The organism is Bradyrhizobium sp. USDA 3240 (genome assembly GCF_054063295.1).
In genome coordinates this window covers 2,894,895-2,915,772 of record NZ_JBSSGD010000002.1, presented here as the reverse complement: position 1 = coordinate 2,915,772, position 20,878 = coordinate 2,894,895, and the positions used below count along the sequence as shown (strand labels likewise).

Annotated in this window: 19 protein-coding genes and 1 riboswitch; of the genes, 10 read left to right on the top strand and 9 right to left on the bottom strand. The window is 64.4% G+C overall.

All coding sequences use genetic code 11. The features are described 5' to 3' along the window. Positions 1-110: 110 nt before the first annotated feature. Positions 111-221, top strand: a riboswitch (guanidine-I (ykkC/yxkD leader). 78 nt (positions 222-299) lie between these two features. Genes ACVIGA_RS14570 through uca form a run of 6 tightly spaced genes read left to right on the top strand, consistent with a single transcriptional unit; the run spans position 300 to position 8,077 of the window. Then, positions 300-1,373: a putative urea ABC transporter substrate-binding protein gene (locus ACVIGA_RS14570; RefSeq protein ID WP_456666922.1), complete on the top strand. Its 1,074-nt coding sequence runs from the start codon at positions 300-302 to the stop codon at positions 1,371-1,373. Positions 1,374-1,405: 32 nt separating this feature from the next. After that, a complete protein-coding gene (locus ACVIGA_RS14565) occupies positions 1,406-2,224 on the top strand; it encodes an ABC transporter permease (protein WP_456666921.1) in 819 nt (272 codons plus the stop codon). Beyond that, positions 2,221-3,054 (top strand): ABC transporter ATP-binding protein, encoded by an 834-nt coding sequence (locus tag ACVIGA_RS14560; protein ID WP_456666920.1) that lies wholly within the window; start codon positions 2,221-2,223, stop codon positions 3,052-3,054. Before ACVIGA_RS14565 ends, ACVIGA_RS14560 begins: the two co-directional genes overlap by 4 nt. After that, a complete protein-coding gene (locus ACVIGA_RS14555) occupies positions 3,051-3,896 on the top strand; it encodes an urea amidolyase associated protein UAAP1 (protein WP_456666919.1) in 846 nt (281 codons plus the stop codon). Before ACVIGA_RS14560 ends, ACVIGA_RS14555 begins: the two co-directional genes overlap by 4 nt. Continuing rightward, complete coding sequence (locus ACVIGA_RS14550) at positions 3,893-4,531, top strand: urea amidolyase associated protein UAAP2 (RefSeq protein WP_456666918.1); 639 nt, start codon at positions 3,893-3,895, stop codon at positions 4,529-4,531. The genes ACVIGA_RS14555 and ACVIGA_RS14550 overlap by 4 nt, the downstream gene beginning before the upstream one ends. A 3-nt stretch (positions 4,532-4,534) precedes the next feature. Next, positions 4,535-8,077, top strand: coding sequence for an urea carboxylase (gene uca, locus ACVIGA_RS14545; RefSeq protein ID WP_456666917.1), 3,543 nt, complete (start codon positions 4,535-4,537; stop codon positions 8,075-8,077). Positions 8,078-8,125: 48 nt separating this feature from the next. Here the strand turns inward: uca and ACVIGA_RS14540 are convergent, their stop codons facing one another. Further along, the gene (locus ACVIGA_RS14540; RefSeq protein ID WP_456666916.1) at positions 8,126-8,716 is read right to left on the bottom strand and encodes a GNAT family N-acetyltransferase; all 591 of its coding nucleotides are present in this window, start codon (positions 8,714-8,716) and stop codon (positions 8,126-8,128) included. Positions 8,717-8,823: 107 nt separating this feature from the next. On the opposite strand from ACVIGA_RS14540, the gene ACVIGA_RS14535 reads away from it, so the two are divergent. Together ACVIGA_RS14535 and ACVIGA_RS14530 are read left to right on the top strand one after the other, a co-directional pair. Then, positions 8,824-9,738 carry a LysR family transcriptional regulator gene (locus ACVIGA_RS14535; RefSeq protein WP_456666915.1) on the top strand — a complete coding sequence of 305 codons (915 nt, stop codon included), beginning with the start codon at positions 8,824-8,826 and terminating at the stop codon, positions 9,736-9,738. A 49-nt stretch (positions 9,739-9,787) separates the two neighbouring features. Then, positions 9,788-9,913 (top strand): hypothetical protein, encoded by a 126-nt coding sequence (locus ACVIGA_RS14530; RefSeq protein WP_375777068.1) that lies wholly within the window; start codon positions 9,788-9,790, stop codon positions 9,911-9,913. A gap of 18 nt (positions 9,914-9,931) precedes the next feature. Here ACVIGA_RS14530 and ACVIGA_RS14525 read toward each other — a convergent pair whose 3' ends face one another. Then, a complete protein-coding gene (locus ACVIGA_RS14525) occupies positions 9,932-10,486 on the bottom strand; it encodes a hypothetical protein (protein ID WP_456666914.1) in 555 nt (184 codons plus the stop codon). A gap of 398 nt (positions 10,487-10,884) precedes the next feature. Here ACVIGA_RS14525 and ACVIGA_RS14520 point away from each other — a divergent pair, with 398 nt between their 5' ends. Next, complete coding sequence (locus ACVIGA_RS14520) at positions 10,885-11,847, top strand: AraC family transcriptional regulator ligand-binding domain-containing protein (protein WP_456666913.1); 963 nt, start codon at positions 10,885-10,887, stop codon at positions 11,845-11,847. A gap of 300 nt (positions 11,848-12,147) precedes the next feature. Here ACVIGA_RS14520 and ACVIGA_RS14515 read toward each other — a convergent pair whose 3' ends face one another. The 7 genes from ACVIGA_RS14515 to ACVIGA_RS14485 all read right to left on the bottom strand — a co-directional run bounded on the left by ACVIGA_RS14515 (position 12,148) and on the right by ACVIGA_RS14485 (position 19,925). Continuing rightward, on the bottom strand, positions 12,148-12,843 hold the full coding sequence (locus ACVIGA_RS14515) for an ABC transporter ATP-binding protein (RefSeq protein WP_342709301.1): 696 nt from the start codon (positions 12,841-12,843) through the stop codon (positions 12,148-12,150). Then, the gene (locus ACVIGA_RS14510; protein WP_456666912.1) at positions 12,843-13,592 is read right to left on the bottom strand and encodes an ABC transporter ATP-binding protein; all 750 of its coding nucleotides are present in this window, start codon (positions 13,590-13,592) and stop codon (positions 12,843-12,845) included. Before ACVIGA_RS14510 ends, ACVIGA_RS14515 begins: the two co-directional genes overlap by 1 nt. Next, positions 13,589-14,881: a branched-chain amino acid ABC transporter permease gene (locus tag ACVIGA_RS14505; protein ID WP_456666911.1), complete on the bottom strand. Its 1,293-nt coding sequence runs from the start codon at positions 14,879-14,881 to the stop codon at positions 13,589-13,591. Before ACVIGA_RS14505 ends, ACVIGA_RS14510 begins: the two co-directional genes overlap by 4 nt. Further along, a complete protein-coding gene (locus ACVIGA_RS14500) occupies positions 14,878-15,825 on the bottom strand; it encodes a branched-chain amino acid ABC transporter permease (RefSeq protein WP_173638683.1) in 948 nt (315 codons plus the stop codon). The genes ACVIGA_RS14505 and ACVIGA_RS14500 overlap by 4 nt, the downstream gene beginning before the upstream one ends. Before the next feature lie 135 nt (positions 15,826-15,960). Further along, a complete protein-coding gene (locus ACVIGA_RS14495; RefSeq protein ID WP_223966933.1) occupies positions 15,961-17,199 on the bottom strand; it encodes a branched-chain amino acid ABC transporter substrate-binding protein in 1,239 nt (412 codons plus the stop codon). A gap of 235 nt (positions 17,200-17,434) precedes the next feature. Then, positions 17,435-18,658, bottom strand: coding sequence for a TetR family transcriptional regulator (locus ACVIGA_RS14490; RefSeq protein WP_456666910.1), 1,224 nt, complete (start codon positions 18,656-18,658; stop codon positions 17,435-17,437). A gap of 199 nt (positions 18,659-18,857) precedes the next feature. Further along, the gene (locus ACVIGA_RS14485) at positions 18,858-19,925 is read right to left on the bottom strand and encodes an alpha/beta hydrolase family protein (protein WP_456666909.1); all 1,068 of its coding nucleotides are present in this window, start codon (positions 19,923-19,925) and stop codon (positions 18,858-18,860) included. Between the two features lie 94 nt (positions 19,926-20,019). Between ACVIGA_RS14485 and ACVIGA_RS14480 the strand changes: the two genes are divergently transcribed. Further along, positions 20,020-20,829 (top strand): LytTR family DNA-binding domain-containing protein, encoded by an 810-nt coding sequence (locus ACVIGA_RS14480; protein WP_456666908.1) that lies wholly within the window; start codon positions 20,020-20,022, stop codon positions 20,827-20,829. Positions 20,830-20,878 lie beyond the last annotated feature (49 nt).

Sequence of the window (20,878 nt, the reverse complement as noted above, 5' to 3'; positions counted from 1 at the left end):
GGCCTGCGTAGTTTTTAAGCAGAGCGTTCACGCGGCTACGCGGTGTGTGACGAAAAATCTTATGAGATTCAAACGCCGGTGCTGTGGCACGCCTCGTGCATCAATGGCGTCGAGTTGGCCGCTAGGGTTCCGATCTTGCTAAGCAAGGTGCTGGTCCGAGAGCAGCCGCTTGCGGGGGAGACATCCCCGCAGGTGCACGGCGGGATAAAAGCCCGGGAGACCTCGTTAGCCAAGGGATTGGCGGAGCGATGGTCTTTTCGCCAGTCCCTTTTTGTGAAGTTTCGCAAGAGGGATCGGCAATGAACAAGTTCTCTTTCTTCCTCCGCTCTGTTGTCACAGGCTGCGCGATCGTGCTCGCGGCAGCATCCGTCGCTGACGCCGCACCGAAGAAAAGTTTCAAGGTCGCCTGGTCGATCTATGTCGGGTGGATGCCGTGGGGCTATGCGGCCGACACCGGCATCGTCAAGAAGTGGGCCGACAAATACGGCATCGCGATCGAGGTCAAGCAGTTCAACGACTACGTCGAATCGATCAACCAGTACACCGCCGGCGGCTATGATGCCGTCACCATCACCAACATGGACGCGCTGTCGATTCCGGCGGCCGGCGGTGTCGACACCACTGCGGTCGTGATGGGCGATTTCTCCAACGGCAACGATGCCGTGATCCTCAAGAACAAGTCGGATCTCGCCGCGATCAAGGGGCAGACGGTCAACTTGGTCGAGTTCTCGGTGTCGCACTATCTGCTGGCCCGCGCGCTCGAGACCAGCAAGCTGAGCGAGAAGGACGTCAAGGTCGTCAACACCTCCGATGCCGATATCGCGGCCGCCTACAAGACATCAGACGTCAATGCGGTCGTGACCTGGAATCCGATCGTGACGGAAATCCTCGGCTCGCCTGACGCAAAGAAGGTGTTCGACTCCTCGCAGATCCCGGGCGAGATCATGGACCTGATGGTGGTCAACACCGCGGTCGCCAAGGACAATCCGGATTTCGCCAAGGCGCTGGTCGGCATCTGGTATGAGACGCTCTCCAAGATGACGGCGAACGATCCCGCGGCGAAGGCCGCCAAGGAGGCGATGGCCAAGGCCTCCGGCACCGATCTCGCCGGTTTCGACAGCCAGCTCTCGACCACAAAACTGTTCGACAAGGCAACCGACGCGGAAGCCTTTACGCGCAGCCAGACCATCGGCGTGACCATGGATCGGGTGCGCAAGTTCCTGTTCGACAAGGATCTGCTGGGCAAGGGCGCGAAATCCGCCGATGCCGTCGGGATCGAGCTCGCCGACAAGTCGGTGCTGGGCGACAAGTCGAACGTCAAGCTGCGCTTCGACCCGACCTACATGGACGAAGCCGCCAAAGGCAAGCTCTGACCACGTAGCATTGCTTCGAGCAGGAGCCGGACATGCGACTTGTGAACATACGGCCGGGACGGCAGATGCGATTCTATCTGCTCGCGCTGCCGTTCCTGTTGGTCGCAATCGCCTACTTCGCCGGCTCCAGCGCGCGGCTCGCGCAAAACCCGAACGACAAGCTGCTGCCGGCGCTGCCCAACATGGTGCAGGCCGTCAAGCAGATGGCATTCGAGGTCGACCCGCGCACCGGCAGCTATCTGATGGCGACCGACACCATTGCCAGCCTGGGGCGGCTGGGGTCGGCGCTGGCGGTCTCGACGGTGGCGGCGCTCGTTCTCGGCATCGTGATCGGACTGTTGCCGGGCGCCAATGCCCTGCTCGGGCCCTTCGTGTCGGTCACCTCGATGGTGCCGCCCCTGGCATTGTTGCCGATCCTGTTCATCGTGATGGGCCTCGGCGAGAACTCGAAGATCGCGCTGATCGTGATCGGGACATTACCCTGCATGATCCGCGACCTCGCCATGAAGGTGCAGGAGCTGCCGCGCGAGCAGATCGTCAAGGCGCAGACACTCGGCGCCTCGACCTGGCAGATCGCGCTGCGCATCGCGATGCCGCAAACCCTGCCGCGGCTGATCGACGTGCTGCGGCTGCAGCTCGGCCCGGCCTGGCTGTTCCTGATCGCGGCCGAGGCGATCGCCTCCGACTCCGGGCTCGGCTACCGGATCTTCCTGGTGCGCCGCTATCTGGCGATGGACGTCATCATCCCCTATGTCGCCTGGATCACGCTGCTGGCGTTCCTGATCGATGTCGGACTGCGCGTCCTGCAGCGCAGGCTGTTTCCCTGGTTTGCGTCGGTGAGGGCGGAATGAGCGCGATCCGGTTCGACGACGTCTGGAAGGAATACGGCGACCACATCGTGCTCGAACGCATCACGATGGAGGTCGAGCCGCGCGCCTTCATTGCACTGGTTGGTCCGTCCGGCTGCGGCAAGACCACGCTGCTGCGGATGCTGCTCGGTGAGGAGCAGCCGAGCCGCGGCCAGATCCTGGTCGACGGCAAGCCGTTGCGGGCCGAGCCGGATGCCGACCGCGGCGTGGTGTTCCAGCGCTACTCGGTGTTTCCGCATCTGACCGTGCTGCAAAACGTCTTGCTCGGCCGCGAACTGCGCGACGCCAAATTCACGGCCCGGCTGTTCGGCGCCGCGCGGCGCGCCGCCACCGACGAGGCCATGGCGCTGCTCGCCGAGGTCGGGCTCGCCGGTCAGGAGAGCAAATACCCGTCGGCGCTGTCGGGCGGCATGCAGCAGCGCCTCGCGCTGGCGCAGGCGATCATGCGTGGCCCAAAGATCCTGCTGCTCGACGAGCCGTTCGGCGCGCTAGATCCGGGAATTCGCGCCGACATCCATCTGCTCATGAAGCGGCTCTGGAATGAGACCCATCTGACGGTCGTGATGGTGACGCATGACCTCAGCGAGGCGTTCGGGCTCGCGACGCGCGTGATCGCGCTGGAGCGGCAGCGCAACCGGCCCGAGGAGCGCGAGCGCTACGGCGCCACCGTGTCGCGCGATCTCGAGATCTTTCCACGCCGCAGCGCCGAGTTGCGGTCGTCGGTTCAACCAGCTCCGACCGGGACGACCCGGTCAGACCAGGAGCATCAGCCGGGACGGCCCGGCGCTCTCGTCTTGAAGGAGCAACCATGATCCTCACAGAGGAACAGAAGGCCGAGATCGCGGCGCATACCCGACGCTACAACGAGCTGAAGGCTGCCGGGCAGGAGCACGCGCCGCGGGCGCTGCCGGCGCCGACCGCGCGCGACGCCGCGCCGATCGCCACTGATGCGATCATCCATCGCGAGACGATTCCGGCCGGCTGGTACTGGACCACGCGACTGAACCGCGGCGAGACGCTGCGTATCGTCAACAGTTCGGGGACATCGACCGTCAGCCTGCTCGCCTGGAACAGCGCTGACACCGCCGAGCGGCTCAACCACGCCGACACCATCAAGGTGCAGTGGGCGGCGCGGCTGCAGAAGGGACGCGTGCTGCTCTCGGACATGGGGCGTGCGCTGCTCGGCATCATCGAGGACAGCAGTGCCGCGCATGACGCGGTGGTCGGCGGCTCGACGGCTGCGACCAATCAGGCGAAATACGGCGAGGGGAATTTCCGCAACACGCGCGACAATTTCATCCTGGCCGCGGCGAAGCTCGGGCTCGATCGCCGTGACGTGCATCCCTGCGTCAGCTTCTTTGCACCGGTCGCGATCGACGCGGACGGCAAGTTTGTCTGGTCCGACGCGCGCCGGCAAAAGGGAGATTTCGTCGATCTGCGCGCGGAGATGAATTTGCTGATCGCGCTGTCGAACTGTCCGCATCCGCTCGATCCGGCGGAGAGCTATCCGCGAACGAGCGTGGAGATCGTGCGCTATCGCGCGAGCAAGCTCGCGGCCGATGATCTCTGCCGCAACGCGACGGCCGAGGCGATCCGCGCCTATCAGAACAACGCGCTGTATCTCGGCGAGATGAGCGAAGGAGCCGTGCGATGACCACACAGTTCGCTCAGACCCGTGGCCGCATCGTTCTCGACGTGGAAATTCCCGCGCGCAAGCCGTGGTCCGCCGTTATCCGCAAGGGGCAGACGCTGCGGATCACGGATACCCATGGCCAGCAGGCGGTCGATACGCTGTTCTATCGCGCCGATGACCATCAGGAGCGCTACAGTGGGCAGGATACGTTGCGCGCGCAAGGCTCGGCCTATGTCGGGCTCGGCACGAAGATCATGTCCAATGAAGGCCGGGTGATGTTGTGCGTGGTGGCTGATAGCTGCGGCCTGCACGATACGTCGGCGGGCGCCTGCTCCTGCGAGAGCAACACCGTGCGGTTCGGGCACCAGACCCGCTACCAGCACGCCTGCCGCGAGAACTTTGTGATCGAAGCCGCGAAGTACGGCATGTCGAAGCGCGACATCGTGCCGAACTTGAACTTCTTCATGAACGTGCCGATCGATCCCGCCGGCAATTTCACCGTGGTCGACGGCGTCTCCAAGCCCGGTGACGCCATCGAGCTGGCGGCCGAGATGGACGTGCTGTGCCTGATCTCGAACTGCCCGCAGATCAACAATCCCTGCAACGGCTTCTTCCCGACGCCGGTGCAGGTCACGATCTTCGAGCCGGAGGCGTGAGGCATGTTCAGCAAAGTCCTGATTGCCAACCGCGGCGAGATCGCCGGGCGGATCGGCAGAACATTGCACCGCATGGGCATCGGCTCGGTTGCGGTCTATTCCGATGCCGACCGCTTCACGTGGCCGGTGCTTGAGGCCGACGAGGCGGTGCGCATTGGCCCGGCGCCGGCGGCGGAGAGCTATCTCAACGTCGATGCGATCATGGCGGCGTGCCTCGCGACCGGCGCGCAGGCGGTGCATCCCGGTTACGGCTTCCTGTCGGAGAACCGGCGCTTTGCCGAGCGGCTCGCCGAGCACGGCATCAAGTTCATCGGGCCGCGGCCTGAGCATCTCGACGCCTTCGGCCTCAAGCACCGCGCGCGCGAGATCGCCGAGTGCAGCGACGTGCCGCTGCTGCCGGGCTCCGGCCTGCTCGAGACCATCGACGAGGCGCTGCAACAGGCGGAAGCCATCGGCTTCCCGGTGATGCTGAAGAGTACGGCCGGCGGCGGCGGCATCGGCATGCAGCTCTGCCATGACATGGCGACGCTGCGCGAGCGCTTTGAATCCGTGCAGCGCACGGCGCGGGCGAGCTTCGGCGATGCCCGGGTCTATCTCGAACGGTTCGTCGCCCAGGCGCGCCACATCGAGGTGCAGATTTTCGGCAACGGCAAGGGCGATGTGGTCGCGCTCGGCGAACGCGATTGCTCGCTGCAGCGGCGCAACCAGAAGGTCTTTGAGGAGACCCCCGCGCCTGGCCTCTCCGCCGAGATCAGGCGGCGGCTGCACGCGGCCGCGGTGTCGCTCGGCAAGGCGGTGTCGTATGAATCCGCCGGCACGGTGGAGTTCATCTATGACGTCGCGCGCGAGGACTTCTACTTTCTCGAGGTCAACACCCGTCTCCAGGTCGAGCATCCCGTCACCGAGCAGGTCACTGGCGTCGACCTCGTCGAATGGATGATCCGGCAGGCGGCCGGTGAGGACGTGCTTGGCAATGCCGGCACGCTGACGCCAAAGGGCGCGGCGATCGAGGTGCGGCTCTATGCCGAGAATCCGGGCGCGGGCTTCCGCCCAAGCGCGGGCCGGCTGACCCAGGTCAGCTTCTCAACGGATGCGCGGATCGACGGCTGGATCGAGACCGGCACCGAGGTGTCGCCGTTCTACGATCCGATGCTGGCCAAGATCATCGTGTCGGCCGAGACGCGCGATGCCGCAATCGCAAAGCTGACGCAGGCGCTGGATGACACGGTGGTGGCCGGGATCGAGACCAATCTCGACTATCTCCGCGCGATCGCGGCGTCCGATGTGTTCCGCAGTGGGCGGGTGGCGACCAGCGTGCTCGGCGCCTTCGGCTATCGGCCGCGCACCATCGACGTCGTCGCACCGGGGGCGCAGAGCGGCGTGCAGGAATTGCCCGGCCGGCTGCATCTCTGGCATGTCGGCGTGCCGCCCAGCGGCCCGATGGACGAGCGATCGTTTCGTCTTGCCAACCGCGTGGTCGGCAATCCGGAAGTAACTACCGCGCTGGAGCTGACCGTCAACGGGCCGACCCTGCGCTTCAACACCGATGCGATCGTCGCGCTCTCGGGCGCACGCATGAAGGCATCGCTTGACGGCGCCGATGTCGCCCATGACGAGCCGGTCGCGGTGCGCGCCGGTCAAACGCTCGTCATCGGCAGTATCAGGGGCGCGGGCCAGCGCGCGTATCTCGCCGTGCGTGGCGGCATTGATGTGCCGGAGATCCTGGGCTCGCGCGCCGTGTTCGCGCTCGGCGCGTTTGGCGGCCATGCGACGGGATCGCTCAAGGCCGGCGATGTGCTGCATATCAGTGCCGAGACGTCAGACCTTGCGGCGCCGCGGCCCGCTGCGGAGGACGAGCGGCCGGAGCTGACTTCGGCGTGGCAGATCGGCGTGGTCTACGGCCCGCATGGTGCACCGGACTTCTTCCTCGACGAGGACATCGAAGCACTGTTTGCGTCGAGCTATGAGGTGCACTTCAACAGCGCCCGCACCGGTGTGCGGCTGATCGGTCCGAAGCCGCGCTGGGCTCGCGCCGATGGCGGCGAGGCTGGGCTGCATCCGTCGAACATTCATGACAATGCCTACGCGGTCGGCTCGATCGATTTCACCGGCGACATGCCGATCATTCTGGGGCCGGACGGACCAAGTCTCGGCGGCTTCGTCTGTCCGGCGGTCGTCGCGCGCGACGAACTCTGGAAGGTCGGTCAGCTCAAGCCCGGCGACACCGTCCGCTTCGTTCCGGCGAAACGCGACGATCCGGTCTCCGGCCCCACGGTGCTGCACGCGCCCGAGCTCGGCGCCGCCATCGTCGGCCGCAACGATGATGGCCCGATCCCGGTGGTGTACCGCCGCGCCGGCGACGACAATCTCCTGGTCGAATATGGTCCGATGGAGCTCGACATCGCGCTGCGGCTGCGCGTCCATGTGCTGGCGCAGGCGCTGGAGGATGCGAAGCTCGGCGGCCTGATCGACCTCACGCCTGGCATCCGCTCGCTGCAGATCCATTATGACGGCACGGCGCTGTCGCGAACGAAGCTGCTCGATGTGCTCAGGCGGATCGAGCGCGACCTGCCGCCGGTCGATGCCATGCGGGTGCCGAGCCGCACCGTGCATCTGCCGCTGTCGTGGCGGGACCCAGAGGCCGAGCTTGCGATGCGCAAGTATCAGGAGCTGGTGCGCGCGGATGCGCCGTGGTGTCCGTCGAATGTCGAGTTCATCCGGCGCATCAATGGGCTCGGCAGCGAGGACGATGTCCGCCGCATCGTGTTCGACGCCGATTATTTCGTGCTCGGCCTCGGCGATGTCTATCTCGGCGCGCCGGTGGCAACCCCGCTCGACCCGCGGCATCGCCTCGTGACCACGAAGTACAATCCGGCGCGGACCTGGACGCCGGAGAACGCAGTCGGAATCGGCGGCGCCTATATGTGCATCTATGGCATGGAAGGGCCGGGCGGCTACCAGCTGTTCGGCCGCACCATCCAGGTCTGGAACACATGGCGCACCACGAAAGTGTTTGAGCCGGGTCATCCCTGGCTGCTGCGGTTCTTCGACAAGATCCGCTTCTTCCCGGTCGATGCCGATGAGCTCTTGGACGCACGCGCCGCATTCCCGCACGGGCAATACGACATCAGGATCGAGCAGGGCGAGTTCTCCTACGCCGACTACGCGAAGTCCTTGGCCGACGCGCAGCCGTCGATCGCGGCATTCAAGGCGACGCAACAGGCCGCGTTCGATGCCGAGCGCCAGCGCTGGCGCGAGATGAAGCTCGACGAGGCGCCGGCGGAATCGATCGATGCGAGCGTCGCAATGACCGGCATTCCCGACGGCCAGATCGGTGCGTTCTCGGAGGTGCCCGGCAATATCTGGAAGATCCTGGTCGAAGAGGGTGCCAAGGTCGCAGCCGGCGACGTGCTTGCGATCATCGAGTCCATGAAGATGGAGATCAGCGTGCACGCGCCGAGCGCGGGCCGCATTGCGTCGGTGTCGGTGAAGCCCGGACAGACGTTGCGCGCGGGCGATGTCGTGGCGTTGATCCGGCCGGAGTAGATTCGGCCACGTCCCGAGCCTCGCGTGCCGATCTGCTGCGGTCCTGCGCTATGGGGGACGATCGGACGGAAGCTGACAGCGCCATGTCTCATTGGCAAGGAGCCGGCGCTGTCGGTCGGCGATGGCAGGCCATCCGGAGCGTACCACGCTGAGGACGGCAGCGTCGGCGGATGGACCTTCATCGCAGGCAAAATAGGCGCGAAGCCGTCCCTCGCAGTGGAAGCCGAGGCCGGTATAGAGCTCGAGCGTACGCCGCAGGCGCCAATCCAGATGCACCTCGGCCCGCTCGACGGCGAGCACCTCGAAAGCATACCGCGTCATGAGATGCGCGACATGGCTGATGAGCAGGACCTCGTCCAATCGTCCGCTGCTCCAGATCGGCGCAAACCTCGCCCGCTTCTCGTCCGGCTCGAGTGTCGCGAAAGCGGTAAGGCCGATGATGTCGCCTGACCCGGCGTCCTCGATCGCGAACGCGGCCGTGTCGTTCGCGCAGCTCAGCGTGGCTGCCATGCGCGCGGCCGCCGCCTGGCGGGAGCTGCCGCGATCGAGCTGCCGAAGCATGCCGGCGTCCCCGAGCGGTTTGACCCGCGCGATCTCGGAACCGTGGATCCTGGTCAGCAGGATGCGGTCGGTGGCCAAGGCGGCATCCAAGGCGGCATGGCTGTCTGCGAATTGCATGCCCTATTGACGCATCGAACTAACATGCCGTCAAATGACTGGAATGGCAGTTCATATGCAGATTGGTCATGTCCCTGAATCCGAGACACGTTGACTTGTTTCGCGAGGTCGTGCGTCACAACGGAATCACCAAAGCGGCCCTGAGCCTGCGGATCGGGCAGCCCTTCGTCAGTCGCGCCATCGCGCGGCTGGAGCGCGAGATCGGCTTCGCGCTGTTCGAGCGCGGGCGCGGCGGCGTCACGTTGACGCCGGAAGGCGAGATCTTCCTGCATGAGGTGGAGCGCAACCAGGCCGGGCTGGAGTATCTGGCGCGTGCGGCGCGCGGCATTCGCGCGCGGGGCAGCGGGACGCTGAGGATCGCCTGCCTTCCGGCATTCACCTATTCGTTGATGCCGCGGATCGTCAGCAAATTCTCCAGGAAGAACCCCGGCATCATGCTGTCGGTCGCCGTGCATAGCCCTGAACGGGTCTGGAGTCTGGTTGCTGCGGGCCAGTGCGACGTCGGGTTGGCGCGACCCCAGTCGGGTTTTGCGGCGGTCGACGACGAACTTCTGATGACGGCCGACGCCATCTGCGTGCTGCCGCGTCAGCACCGGCTGCGGTCCAAGCGATTGATCATGCCAAAGGACCTGCACGGCGAGGCGATGATTGCGCCGGCCCCAGGCGCGCCGCATCGAACGCGCCTCGAACGCGCCTTCGAAGACGCCGGAGTCGTGGTCAGAACGGTGGCGGAGATACAGTACAGCATGCAGCGCTGCGCTCTGGTTGCGCAGGGGCTGGGCTTCTCGATCGTCGATCCCGTCGTGGCGCGGGATTTTGCCAGCGCCCGGATCGTGCTCAAGCCGTTCACGCCGCGGCTGGAGATCACCACTGTACTGCTGTTTCCGTCGCAACGGCCGCGCAGCCGTCTTGCGCTCGAATTCTGCGACCTGGTTCGCGCCGAGACCGCTGAGTACAGGAAGCCCGCGCGCGCTCCGGCCTGACCCGATCCGGGCCGCTTTGCCCGGATGCGGCGCTTCAGGGCGAGCTTGGATGCCCGTCAACTCCATGAAGATGGAGATCAGCGTGCACGCGCCAGGCAGGATTACGTCGGTGCCGGTGAAGCCCGGCCGGACGCCGCGTGCGGGCGACGTCGTGGCGTTGATCCTGCCGGGTTAGCGCGGCTGCGCAGCGGCGCTATTCTTTGGGATCGGTGGGTGGGACGAGCAGAGGGAGCGTCTCGACCTCCATCTCCAGCCGCTGCCAGCTGCGATAATCATATGCGCCATCCCAGCGATGGACCGGCTGGTAACAGGCTGTGCAGCGGAAGACTCCCTTCGCCGCAGTGCTGACCTGCACGGTCTGGTAAATGACGCTGCAGCCGGCGCAGCTAAACGCGACGGTGCTCGAACATTCGGACTGCGGCGACATCAACTCTGGACGGTCGCCGAAGGTGTTTGAAGCGGTGCTGCTTGCTGCGGGCGGGGGCGCGATTGGATTGGGAGGCACATCCGGCTCGAACGCGGTGTCGGTATGGGCCTCTATCGACGCGTTTTGCCTTAACGCCCGATCGATCTTCATCCTCACGCGGCGAGCCGCCAGCAATCCCAAGACCGCCTGCACCGTTCCCGAGAAGTTGCGATCGCCGATGAAAAACGAGTAACGCCAAGTGCCCGCAGCCTCGGCTTCAATGATGAGGAAATGAATTGAACGATGAACGCCGCTCAGTTGGGCGCCTGTTTGGCGAACCACGACTTAGCTCAAACGGCGAGCCGTTTCGGCGGCGAACGTCCCTGCCGCCGAATTTGCATGCTTGACCAAGCGCATTACAGGTTCGTCCTTGCGGGTCCAATTGGAAGTCAACTGCCGTCGTTTCAAGGCAGAAATGGAACGGCCGCGAAGCAATTGGCTAGATGATTTGCCTCCATGGCGTCTTGTGAACCTGGGTCATTTAATTGCGAGGTTTTGTCAGGCTGGATGCCTCGAACGGATGGCCTTGTTTGACATAGGTCAAAATACGGTGCTCGAAGCCGTCGACGTTTAGCGACGACATAGTCCGGTGCCAGATGAAGATCGCCAAACGCCTCGTAAGCGCCTTGCCATCGATACCGAGCTCTGCCGGGGGGATAGCGCGTCTCGCATGCGCCCGAATGCGCGATGCACAAATTGAACTTGCTCCGATCGTGTCAGCCGCAGGCCTGACGATCAATGATGTTGAGGACCGCAAGCGCCGCATCGACGCGCGGGCGCAGATGAGACTGCTTGAGCTCGCGGCCAAGGAACTGCAGGACGACTGCTTCGGATTCCATCTGGCGCAGGGTTTTGAGATGGGGGAGATCGGGCTTCTGTACTACGTCATGGCATCATCGGAGGATCTCGCCGACGCTCTGCAAAATGGGGGACGCTACTGCGCGATCAACAACGAAGGCGTGCGGCTGCGGATTTCTCTGGCGCGTGGCTTCGCCATCGGATTCGAGTATGTCAACATCGACCGGTCGTCCGATCGCCACCACGCTGAATTTTGGCTGATTGCGCTTGTCCGTATTTGCCGAGCATTGACTGAAGGCAGGCTGGTCCCAAGGCGAATTCAGTTGAAGCACTACAGGCGCGAAACACCTCTGGATGTGCGATCTCTTCTGGGTTGCGAGATCAAGTTTGCAGCTGATAGGGATGACCTCCTGTTTTCTTCGCATATTGGCGCATTACCTGTCGTGGGGGCTGATCTGCACCTTAACAAGATGTTGCTTCAATATGCCGACGAGGCGCTAAGCCACCGGGCATCGGGACGGACCAGCGTGCGGTCTCGCGTTGAAGATCAGATCGCCCGGTTGCTTCCGCACGGCAAAGCCAATGCCGAGGCTATTGCGCGCCGTCTTGGTATGAGTCGGAGAACGCTCGCTCGGGCACTGTCGTCCGAGGGGGCGGGCTTTCTGAATGTTCTCGAGACGTTTCGAATCGGACTTGCGCGCCGCTATCTTGAAGAAGCGGAGCTGCCGATTTCTCAAATCGCATGGTTGCTGGGCTACAGCGAGGTCAGCTCGTTCACGCATGCTTTCGTCCGCTGGACAGGCCTCACGCCCACGGCCTATCGTGATTCGAACGGCATTCGGTGATGGGCTGACACAAGCCCTCAAATCCCTGGCACAGAACAGCAAGACTTGGCGGGCTGTATTGCGCTAGGCGAGTGCCATGCGTTCAAGCTTCTTGTCTCGACTCGCGCTTCGCTGGCGCCGCACCAGGGTCGCGGTGTTCGGCCTTATGAGCAAAGACGACTGGCTGTTCCTGGCTTCGATAGTTTTGTTTCACAGTCTCTTGATCGCGCTGATCTGGGTCGTTTTCCTGAATTGACCCGGTGTCGCGACGCGACGTTTGTGGATTCCTTGAGGCCACGGCAGCCCGGACGGCAACTCGCCTCACACCTCCAGCCATTCCTCGCGGACGGCGGCGTTGGCCTTGAGCTGGTCGGGGGTGCCTTCGAACACCACGCGGCCGTGGCCCATGATGTAGACCCGGTTCGAGATCTTCATCGCGATCGAGAGCTTCTGCTCGACCAGCAGGATGGCGACGCCGGCCTTGGCGATCCGCGCGATCAGCTCGCCGACCTGCTGCACGATCAGCGGTGCCAGCCCTTCGGTCGGTTCGTCGATCATCATCAGCTCGGGATCGCCGAGCAGCGTGCGGCAGGTGGTCAGCATCTGCTTCTCGCCGCCCGACAGCACGCCGGCCGGCGTGTCGGCGCGGCGGGCGAGGTTGGGGAACATGTCGAGCATCTCCTGCAGCCGCCACTTGCCGGGCCGGCGCGGGTCCTTGATGCCGAGAATCAGGTTCTGGCGTACCGTCAGGCTCGGGAAGATGTCGCGATGCTCGGGCACGTAGCCGAGCCCGAGGCGGGCGATCTTGTGGCTCGGCAGGCCCGCGATGTCCTTGCCCTTGAAGCGGATAGTGCCTTGCGGCGGCACCTCGCCCATGATCGCCTTCACGGTGGTCGAGCGGCCGACGCCGTTGCGCCCGAGCAGGCTGACGACCTCGCCGGCGGCGATGTCGAGATCGACACCCTGAAGGATGTGGCTCTTGCCGTAATAGGCGTGGAGATTCCTGACCTCGAGCATCAGTCGACCTCCTCGCCGAGATAAGCTTCCTTGACCTTCGGATTGCCGCGGATTTCCTCCGGGGTGCCGGAAGCGATGATGTGGCCGTAGACCAAGACCGAGATGCGGTCGGCGAGGCCGAACACCACGCTCATGTCGTGCTCGACGATGACGAGCGTGCGGCCTTCGGTGAGGCGGCGGATCAGTGCGACGGCGCGTTCGGTCTCGGCATGGCTCATGCCCGCGGTCGGCTCGTCCAGCATGATGACGCTGGCGCCGCCCGCGATCGTGATGCCGATCTCGAGCTCGCGCTGCTCGGCATAGGTGAGCAAGCCTGCCGGCACGTCGCGGCGATGGGTGAGATGGATGTCGTCGAGGATCTGCGCGGTGCGCTGCTTCACCTCGGGCAGGTTGTCGACGTTCTTCCAGAACGCGTAGCGGTGGCCGGTCGCCCACAGCACGGCGCAGCGGACGTTCTCCCACACCGTCATGCGGGCGAACACGTTGGTGACCTGGAACGAGCGCGACAGCCCGCGCCGGTTGATCTCGAACGGCCGCAGGCCCGAGGTGACCTCGCCGTTCAACCGGATCTCGCCAGAGGTCGGCTTGATGTAGCCACTGATCAGGTTGAACGTCGTCGACTTGCCGGCGCCGTTCGGGCCGATGATGGCGTGACGCTCGCCCTTGGCGACGCTCAGATTGAGATCGCGGATGATCTGGACGTTGCCGAAGCTCTTGTCGACGGCGTTGACTTGGATGGCAGCGGTCATGCCAGATACCCCCGATCACGGGCCACCGTCGCGGCGCGATCCCAGGCTTCCGCAATGCGTCGCCAGGTGATGCGTGCGACCAGGAAGCCGCCGACGACGAGAACCGCGGCAGCCGCCCAGGTCGTCGGCGCGGCTGCAACGAAGGGAATGCCGAGCAGATTGATCGGGTCGCCACCGGAGAAGCGTGCGACGGTCTCGATGGTCAGGATGATGCCGAGCGCAAACGCCAGCGTCGGGATCGCGGCGACCAGATAGGACGGGATCACGGTGCCTAGCGTGCCGGCGCGGATCAGCGGGCGGTGCTTCATCAGGATGCCGGCGATGCCACCGGGTGCGAACATCACGATGCCGATGAAGATGATGCCGAAATAGAGCTGCCAGACCGAGGTGACGCTGGTCAGCCCGAGCTGCAGATAGGTCACCAGGATGGCGCCGAGGATCGGACCGAAGAAATAGGCGGTGCCGCCGATGAACGCCGAGAACAGCACGAGGCCCGACTGGGTCGCGCCGAGATAGGCCGAGTTGGCGATCTCGAAGTTGATCGCGGTCAGGCCGCCGGCGATGCCGGCGAAGAAGCCGGCGAACATGTAGGCGAGATAGCGCACCACATGCGGATCGTAGCCGATGAACTCGACCCGTTCCGGATTGTCGCGCACCGCGTTGCAGATGCGCCCGAGCGGCGTACGGGTCAGCGCGTACATCGCGATCGCCGAGATCAGCACCCAGAACGCGATCAAATAGTAGACTTGGATCTGCGGCCCGAAGGTCCAGCCGAACATCGGCATCAGCGAGGTGCGATCGGTGGTGATGCCGGATTCGCCGCCGAACACGCTGCGCAGGATCAGCGACGACGAGGCGACCAGTTCGCCGATGCCGAGCGAGATCATCGCAAACACCGTGCCGGCGCGCTTGGTCATCACCCAGCCAACCAGCAATGCGAAGGCCATGCCGCCGATGCCGCCCATCAGCGGGATCACCGGCAGCGGGATCGGCCAGTTGTGGCCCGCGACCGCGTTCATGGCGTGCACGGCGAGGAAGCCGCCGAGGCCGTACTGCACGGCGTGTCCGAACGACAAGAGGCCGGTCTGGCCGAGCAGGATGTTGTAGGACAGTGCGAAGATGATCGCGATGCCGATCAGGCAGAACGAGGTCAACGAGCCGCCGGAGGAGAAGATCAGCGGCAGCACGACGAGTGCGACGGCTGCGATCAGCCAGATGCCATAGAAGCTCAGGGCGCTGGCGGACTCTTCTTTGGCCGCGGCTGAGGTGGGGATAGCGGCGTTGCTCATGACTCGCGCGTCCCCAGCAGGCCCATGGGGCGGAAGATCAGCACCAGCACCAGCAGCAGATAGGGCAGGATCGGCGCGATCTGCGCGATCGTGACGTTCCAGATGTCGGTCAGCGGCGAGGCGCCGAGGCTCGGATCGAGCGGCCCGAACACGCTGGCGAGCGAACCGTTGAGCGCGACCGCAAAGGTTTGGATCAACCCGATCAGGAGCGAGGCGATGAAGGCGCCGGGCAACGAACCGAGGCCGCCGAACACGATGACGACGAACAGGATCGGGCCGAGCAGCGCGGCCATGTCGGACTGCGTCACCAGCGAGGGACCGGCGATCACGCCGGCGAGACCCGCCAGCGCGCTGCCGACGCCGAACACCAGCATGAACACGCGGCCGACATTGTGACCGAGATGGCCGACCATGCTCGGATGGGTCAGCGCGGCCTGCACGATCAGGCCGACCCGCGTCCGCTTCAGCGTGACCAGGAGCGCGATGAAGATCACGACCGAGACCACCAGCATGAAGATCTTGTAGGCGGGGTAGTTGGTGGAGAACACGGTGAAGGCCGGAAAGTCGAGTGCCGCCGGAACCCGGTAGTCGACCGGGCTCTTGCCCCAGATCATCGAGACGATTTCCTCGATGGCGAAGGCGAGACCGAAGGTCAGCAGCAGTTCGGCGACATGGCCGTGCTTGTGGGTGTTGCGCAGGCCGTAGCGCTCGACGCCCATGCCGACCACGCCGACCAGGAGCGGTGCGATCACCAGCGCCGGCCAGAAGCCGATCCAGCGGGTGAGCTGAAAGCCGAAGAACGCGCCCAGCATGTAGAAGCTCGCATGCGCGAAGTTGAGCACGCCCATCATGCTGAAGATGACGGTGAGTCCGCTGGACAGCAGAAACAACAGCATGCCGAACAGCACGCCGTTGAGTGTCGAGATGACGATGAGCTCAGCCACGGCGCACCCGCTTGAGACTGGAACGGTTCACGTGATCAATAACCTGTCGGTGAAATGAACTACGGCACCATCACGCTGCCGGAAGGCGAACGCCTCCGCAACCCTGTGGTCGCGGAGGCGCCTTGCAGCGGCCGATCAGGGCCGCTTCATGTTGCAGGTGGTCGGAAGCATCGTTTTATCGGTGTCGATCTTGGAGACGATGTGCCAGCCCCAGCCGGTGTTCTCTTCGTCGAACGGCTCCTTGGCCTTGTCGGTCAGCGAGCCGAACGAGGAGATGTAGATCGGCTGGAAGAACTGGTGGTCGTCCTTGCGCATGAAGCCATCGCCGCCGTCGAACACTTCGAACTTCATGCCCTCGAGGGCGGCCGCGACTTTCACCGGATCGATCGAATTGGCCTTCTCGGCGGCGGCCTTGAACATCCGCATCTCATTGACAGCGCGCGGATACCACACGGAAATGCCGGTCTTGGCGCGGAAGTCCTTCTCGAAATCCATCGCCGCCTTGTTGCCGGAGTTCGGCACGCCTTCGCTGATCTGGAACACCTGGTTCTCGAGGCCGGTCTGCTTGATCGCGGTCGGCCCACCGGCGCCGCCGGCATAATAGGTGTACCAGTTGACCTTGAGGCCGGCATCGGCCGCGGCCTTCAGCAGCAGCGCGAAGTCCTGGCCCCAGTTGCCGGTCACGACGGTGTCGGCGCCGGACGCCTTGATCTTGGCGATGTAGGGCGAGAAGTCGGTGACCTTGAGCATCGGGTGCAGTTCGTCGCCGACGACCTGGATGTCCGGCCGCTTTTCGCCCAGCATCTTGCGCGCCGCGGTGCGCACCGACTGGCCGAACGAGTAGTCCATGTTGATCAGATAGACCTTCTTGATGGACGCCTGGTCCTTCATGTAGTTGGTCAGCGCTTCCATCTTGATGTCCGAGTTCGCATCCCAGCGGAAATGCCAGTAGCTGCACTTCTCGTTGGTCATGCTCGGATCGACCGCGGCGTAGTTGAAGTACAGCACTTCCTTGCCGGGGTTGCGCGAGTTGTTCTTGGTGACGAAGTCTTCCAGCGCCGCACCGACCGACGAGCCGTTGCCCTGGGTGATGTAGTGGATGCCGGCGTCGACCGCCTTCTGCGCCTGCACCAGGCTTTCCTGCGGATTGGTCTTGTTGTCGAGCGGGACGATCTCGACCTTGTGGCCGAGGATGCCGCCCTTGGCGTTCAGCTCGTCGGCGAGATACTGAAACGTCTTCAGGCCGCCTTCGCCAACGCTGGCGCCGCCGCCGGAGAGCGGATCGATATAGCCGATCTTGATGGATTCCTGCGCGGACGCCGCGCCTCCCAACACCGTCAGCGCTGCCGCGGCGGCAATGATCAGCCTATGCATTCTGCGTTCCTCCCTTGCTCGTGTTTTGATTGATCTTAAGCGATCGAGGCCGTCTCATAACCCCAATTGCAGCGCCTTCGCAACTTTCGCTTTGAATTTAGCGCCAAGTTTTAGCGGAAGGTAGTATGATGTTATAGGCTATATTGCTTCGGAATTGGTCGCTGTTTTGAATTAGAAGTAAACTTTTGGATGAGGCCGGCGTTCGCCCGCCCGCCCAGCATTCTGGAACCGATGCTCAGGTCGGACGCCGTCGCGGCTTGAGGCCCGCGAGAAACAACCGCGCGAAATGATCGGCGATCTCTGCCGGAGACCAGTCGCGCCTGGTCTTGAACCAGATCGGATACCAATGGCCCATTCCGGTCAGAATGCGCTCTGCGAAGTAGGTATCGATGCGGCGGAAGCAGCCCTCGTCGATCCAGCGCTGATAGCTGTCCTGGTCCTGCCGGATCGTCGCTAGCACGTCTCCGACGTAGGCTCTCCGGTCGACGTCATTGAGATAGTTGATGTTGTGGTAGGTCGCCTTCGGACCGCAGGGCGTGTCGTGCAGCATCAGCAGAAGGCGGATCCTCTGCACGATGTGATCGAATGCGCCGAGGCTGTGCTGTTGCAGGTGCTCGCGAATGCTGATCTCGCCGGCGAGCCCGCGCCGCAGGCAAGCCAACAACAGGCTCTCCTTTTCGCTGAAGTGATAGTAGATGCCGGCGCGGGTCATGCCCGCATCGACGGCGATGCTCTCGAGCGACGTGCCTGACGCGCCCCTTCGGTTGAAGCTGTCGGAAGCAATCGAAAGCATCCTGTCGAACTTCGCGGCCCGCTTGTTCAACGCCGCACGCGACTCCAGGAACGGCGCAAGGCTGAGCGGTTCGGGCATCTCGGGAACCGCGATCTCGCGCCGGTAAACCCCGTGCGTGATGATGTCATCGATGGCATCGATCGCCTGCTGGCGCGTGTAGTAGTCGCGTTCGGACAGCCAGAACGGCACCCAGTCCAGGATGGAGATCAGCGCCACCGCCGTGAGCAGCGGTTCGTCGCAGGCGATCGAGCCGTCCGCCACGCCCCGATCCAGAATGTCCGCAAGCCAGGCGGCATTCTGCCAGCGCTTGGCATGGACTTCGCTGCTGTAGGGCGCAGCCAGCGCATCGATATCGGTGAACAGGATCATGCGCTGGGCTTCGGACCGCAGCCGGCCGCGCACAAAGCGCCTGACGATCTCGAGCCCATCGATGCCGGGCTCGGCGGCCGCCTCCATCTCGCGCCTGTAGATCGCGAGGCCGCGCAGGTAGCAATGAAAGATCAGGTCTTCCTTGTCGCGGAAGTGATGATACAGCGCGCCCGGCACGGCCTGTACCGCCGCCGCAACCTGCTCCATCGTGACATTGGCATAGGAGTGGCGGGCAAACAGCCGGGATGCAGCGACCAGAATCTCTTCAGCTCGATCCGTCAGCGCAGCGACTTGCAAGCTCCGATGCCCTTTCCAGTTGCCGGATGCCAATCCAGACGGGAGATAATCCTCTCGGCGTGGGACTTTCAATCGCCGATTTGATCCGACCAACGCCCTATCGCGTGATCCGGAGCATGAGATCATGACGCAGCGGCGCGCATCATGATCCCGTCTCGTTGCGTGAGTCCGATCCCGGCACGGTCAGCTGCGTCGCCATCTACTCCTGCGCAAATGCCTTGTCGAAGAAGGCGGGCAGATCCTTGCGCAACTGCGCGAGCAGTGCTTCGCGATCGAAGCCGGGTGGATCTGCCGCGGCGTCGCCATCCAGGGTCTGGATCGGTGTGCCGGGGCGATCCATGAAGGCGAAGTGCCACGCGTTGGGGATCATGTGAAATTCGGCGTGCGGCACATTCTGTGCGATCCACTCGGCATGGAAGCGCGGCATCAGCCAGCGGTCGCGTTCGGCGGCATAGACCGCGGTCGGTATCTTGATCGCGGCGAGCGATGCCGCGGTGAAGAACACGCCGGCCGGCGCCATCGCCACCACCGCGCGCACCCGCGGATCGGTCGCCAGGGGCAGCAATGTCGTCGCCGGCGGCGGTGACTTGGAGTCGCCCCCCATGCTGCAGAACAACGGATCGTCCTTGCTGTCGGTTTTGCAATGCGCGCCGATGCGGGACAGGTCGACCTGGCCGCCCGCCAGCGCGATCACGGTGTAGCCGCCGGCGGAGTGTCCGACCGCCCCGATGCGCGGACCCTGCGCATCGGTCGCAATCCTGTCGTTCCATTCGGGGTCGGCCAGCAGCGCATCGATCACCCGCGACGCCTGGCGTGGCCGCTCGGTGAAGAACGTCCCCGGTGGCTGCTGCCAGATCGAATGATCCTCCCAATTGTCGCCGGGATGCCGCAAGGCCGCGACCAGATAGCCGTGCCGGGCCAGCGCTTCGGCGAGGCTGGTATGCCCGAGCTCGGAGCCGCCCGTCCCATGGCTGATGATGATCAGCCCCTTGACCTTCGCGTCTGGCGTCGCCCCGATCGCGACCCGGAGCGTGGACGGCCCCATCGGGATGGCGCGGGCCGGCATTTGGGTCGGGTAATAAAGTGCGACGGGGATCGCCGCCGGGTTGGTGGCGGAGACCGGGATCGTGATCTGGCGCCAGCCCGCCTCGGCGGCCTCGGCCGCGGAGGGGGGCATCAGGACCGGGAGGGCCAGCAAGCCAAGACAGGACCAGAGGCAGGAGCAGAGCAGCGGAAGGCGAGCCGCCGGAACCAACGAAAATTTCATGTGCGAGTCCTCGAATGATCGACCGTCCGGCTGCTATAGGAAGGGGCGGTCTCGGGTCCACGTCCACTTCGCGAACGGCAGTTCTTATTCGCCAATGACCATCACCGAGCTTTTTCGCCAGGATTCAATGGCCTTGCCGCGGCGCCACGCCGCGCTGGTGCTGCCTGTGGTGACCGGTGTCGGGCTCGCGATCGTGGGCGCGTTCGGCACCTATGTCGGTATGGGGTTGCTGACGCGGCTGGTCCATTTCGTTGCGGGCGCGTTGTTGATCACCACCCTGGTCATTGGCGTGACGGCGCTGGTGCGGCGCTATCTGTTCTCCGGTGCCGAGCCGTTCTGGGCCGCGATCGGCGTCGCGATAGCGGTTGCGCCGGCCGGCGGCTGGATCGTTCAACAATTGTTATGGCTGCTGGCGCCGCAGGCACTTCCCTTCGTGACTTACCGCGACCTCACCCTGCAGGTGCTGTCCATCAACCTGTTCCTCGGCCCGCTGGTCTGGGCGGTCCGGCGGGTGCCCGTCGGAGCCACCGATCCTGCCATCGCCCCGTCACAGCCGACGTCCCCGCTGGCCACAGCTTGCTCGTTCCGGTCGAAATTGCCGTTTGCACTCCGCAGCGCGGCCGTCCTGTCCCTGAGCGCAGAGGACCATTATGTCCGCGTCCGCACCGATCGTGGTGAGGCCCTGATCCTGATCAAGCTAGCCGATGCCGTCGCAGCCCTGGGCCCGGAAACCGGGGTACGGATCCATCGGTCGCACTGGGTCGCCCACACCGCCGTCCGCGTGCTGACGCGTCAGTCCGGCCGGCTCGGCGTCCGGCTCGACGACAATCTGGTGCTGCCGGTGAGCCGCACCGGACAGAAACTACTGCGTAATCAGCAGGATAGAATGCCGCTCGGCGCCTAAGCCGACCAAGCCCCATCATCGCGCCAAGGCGCTTGGCCGGATCGCCGGA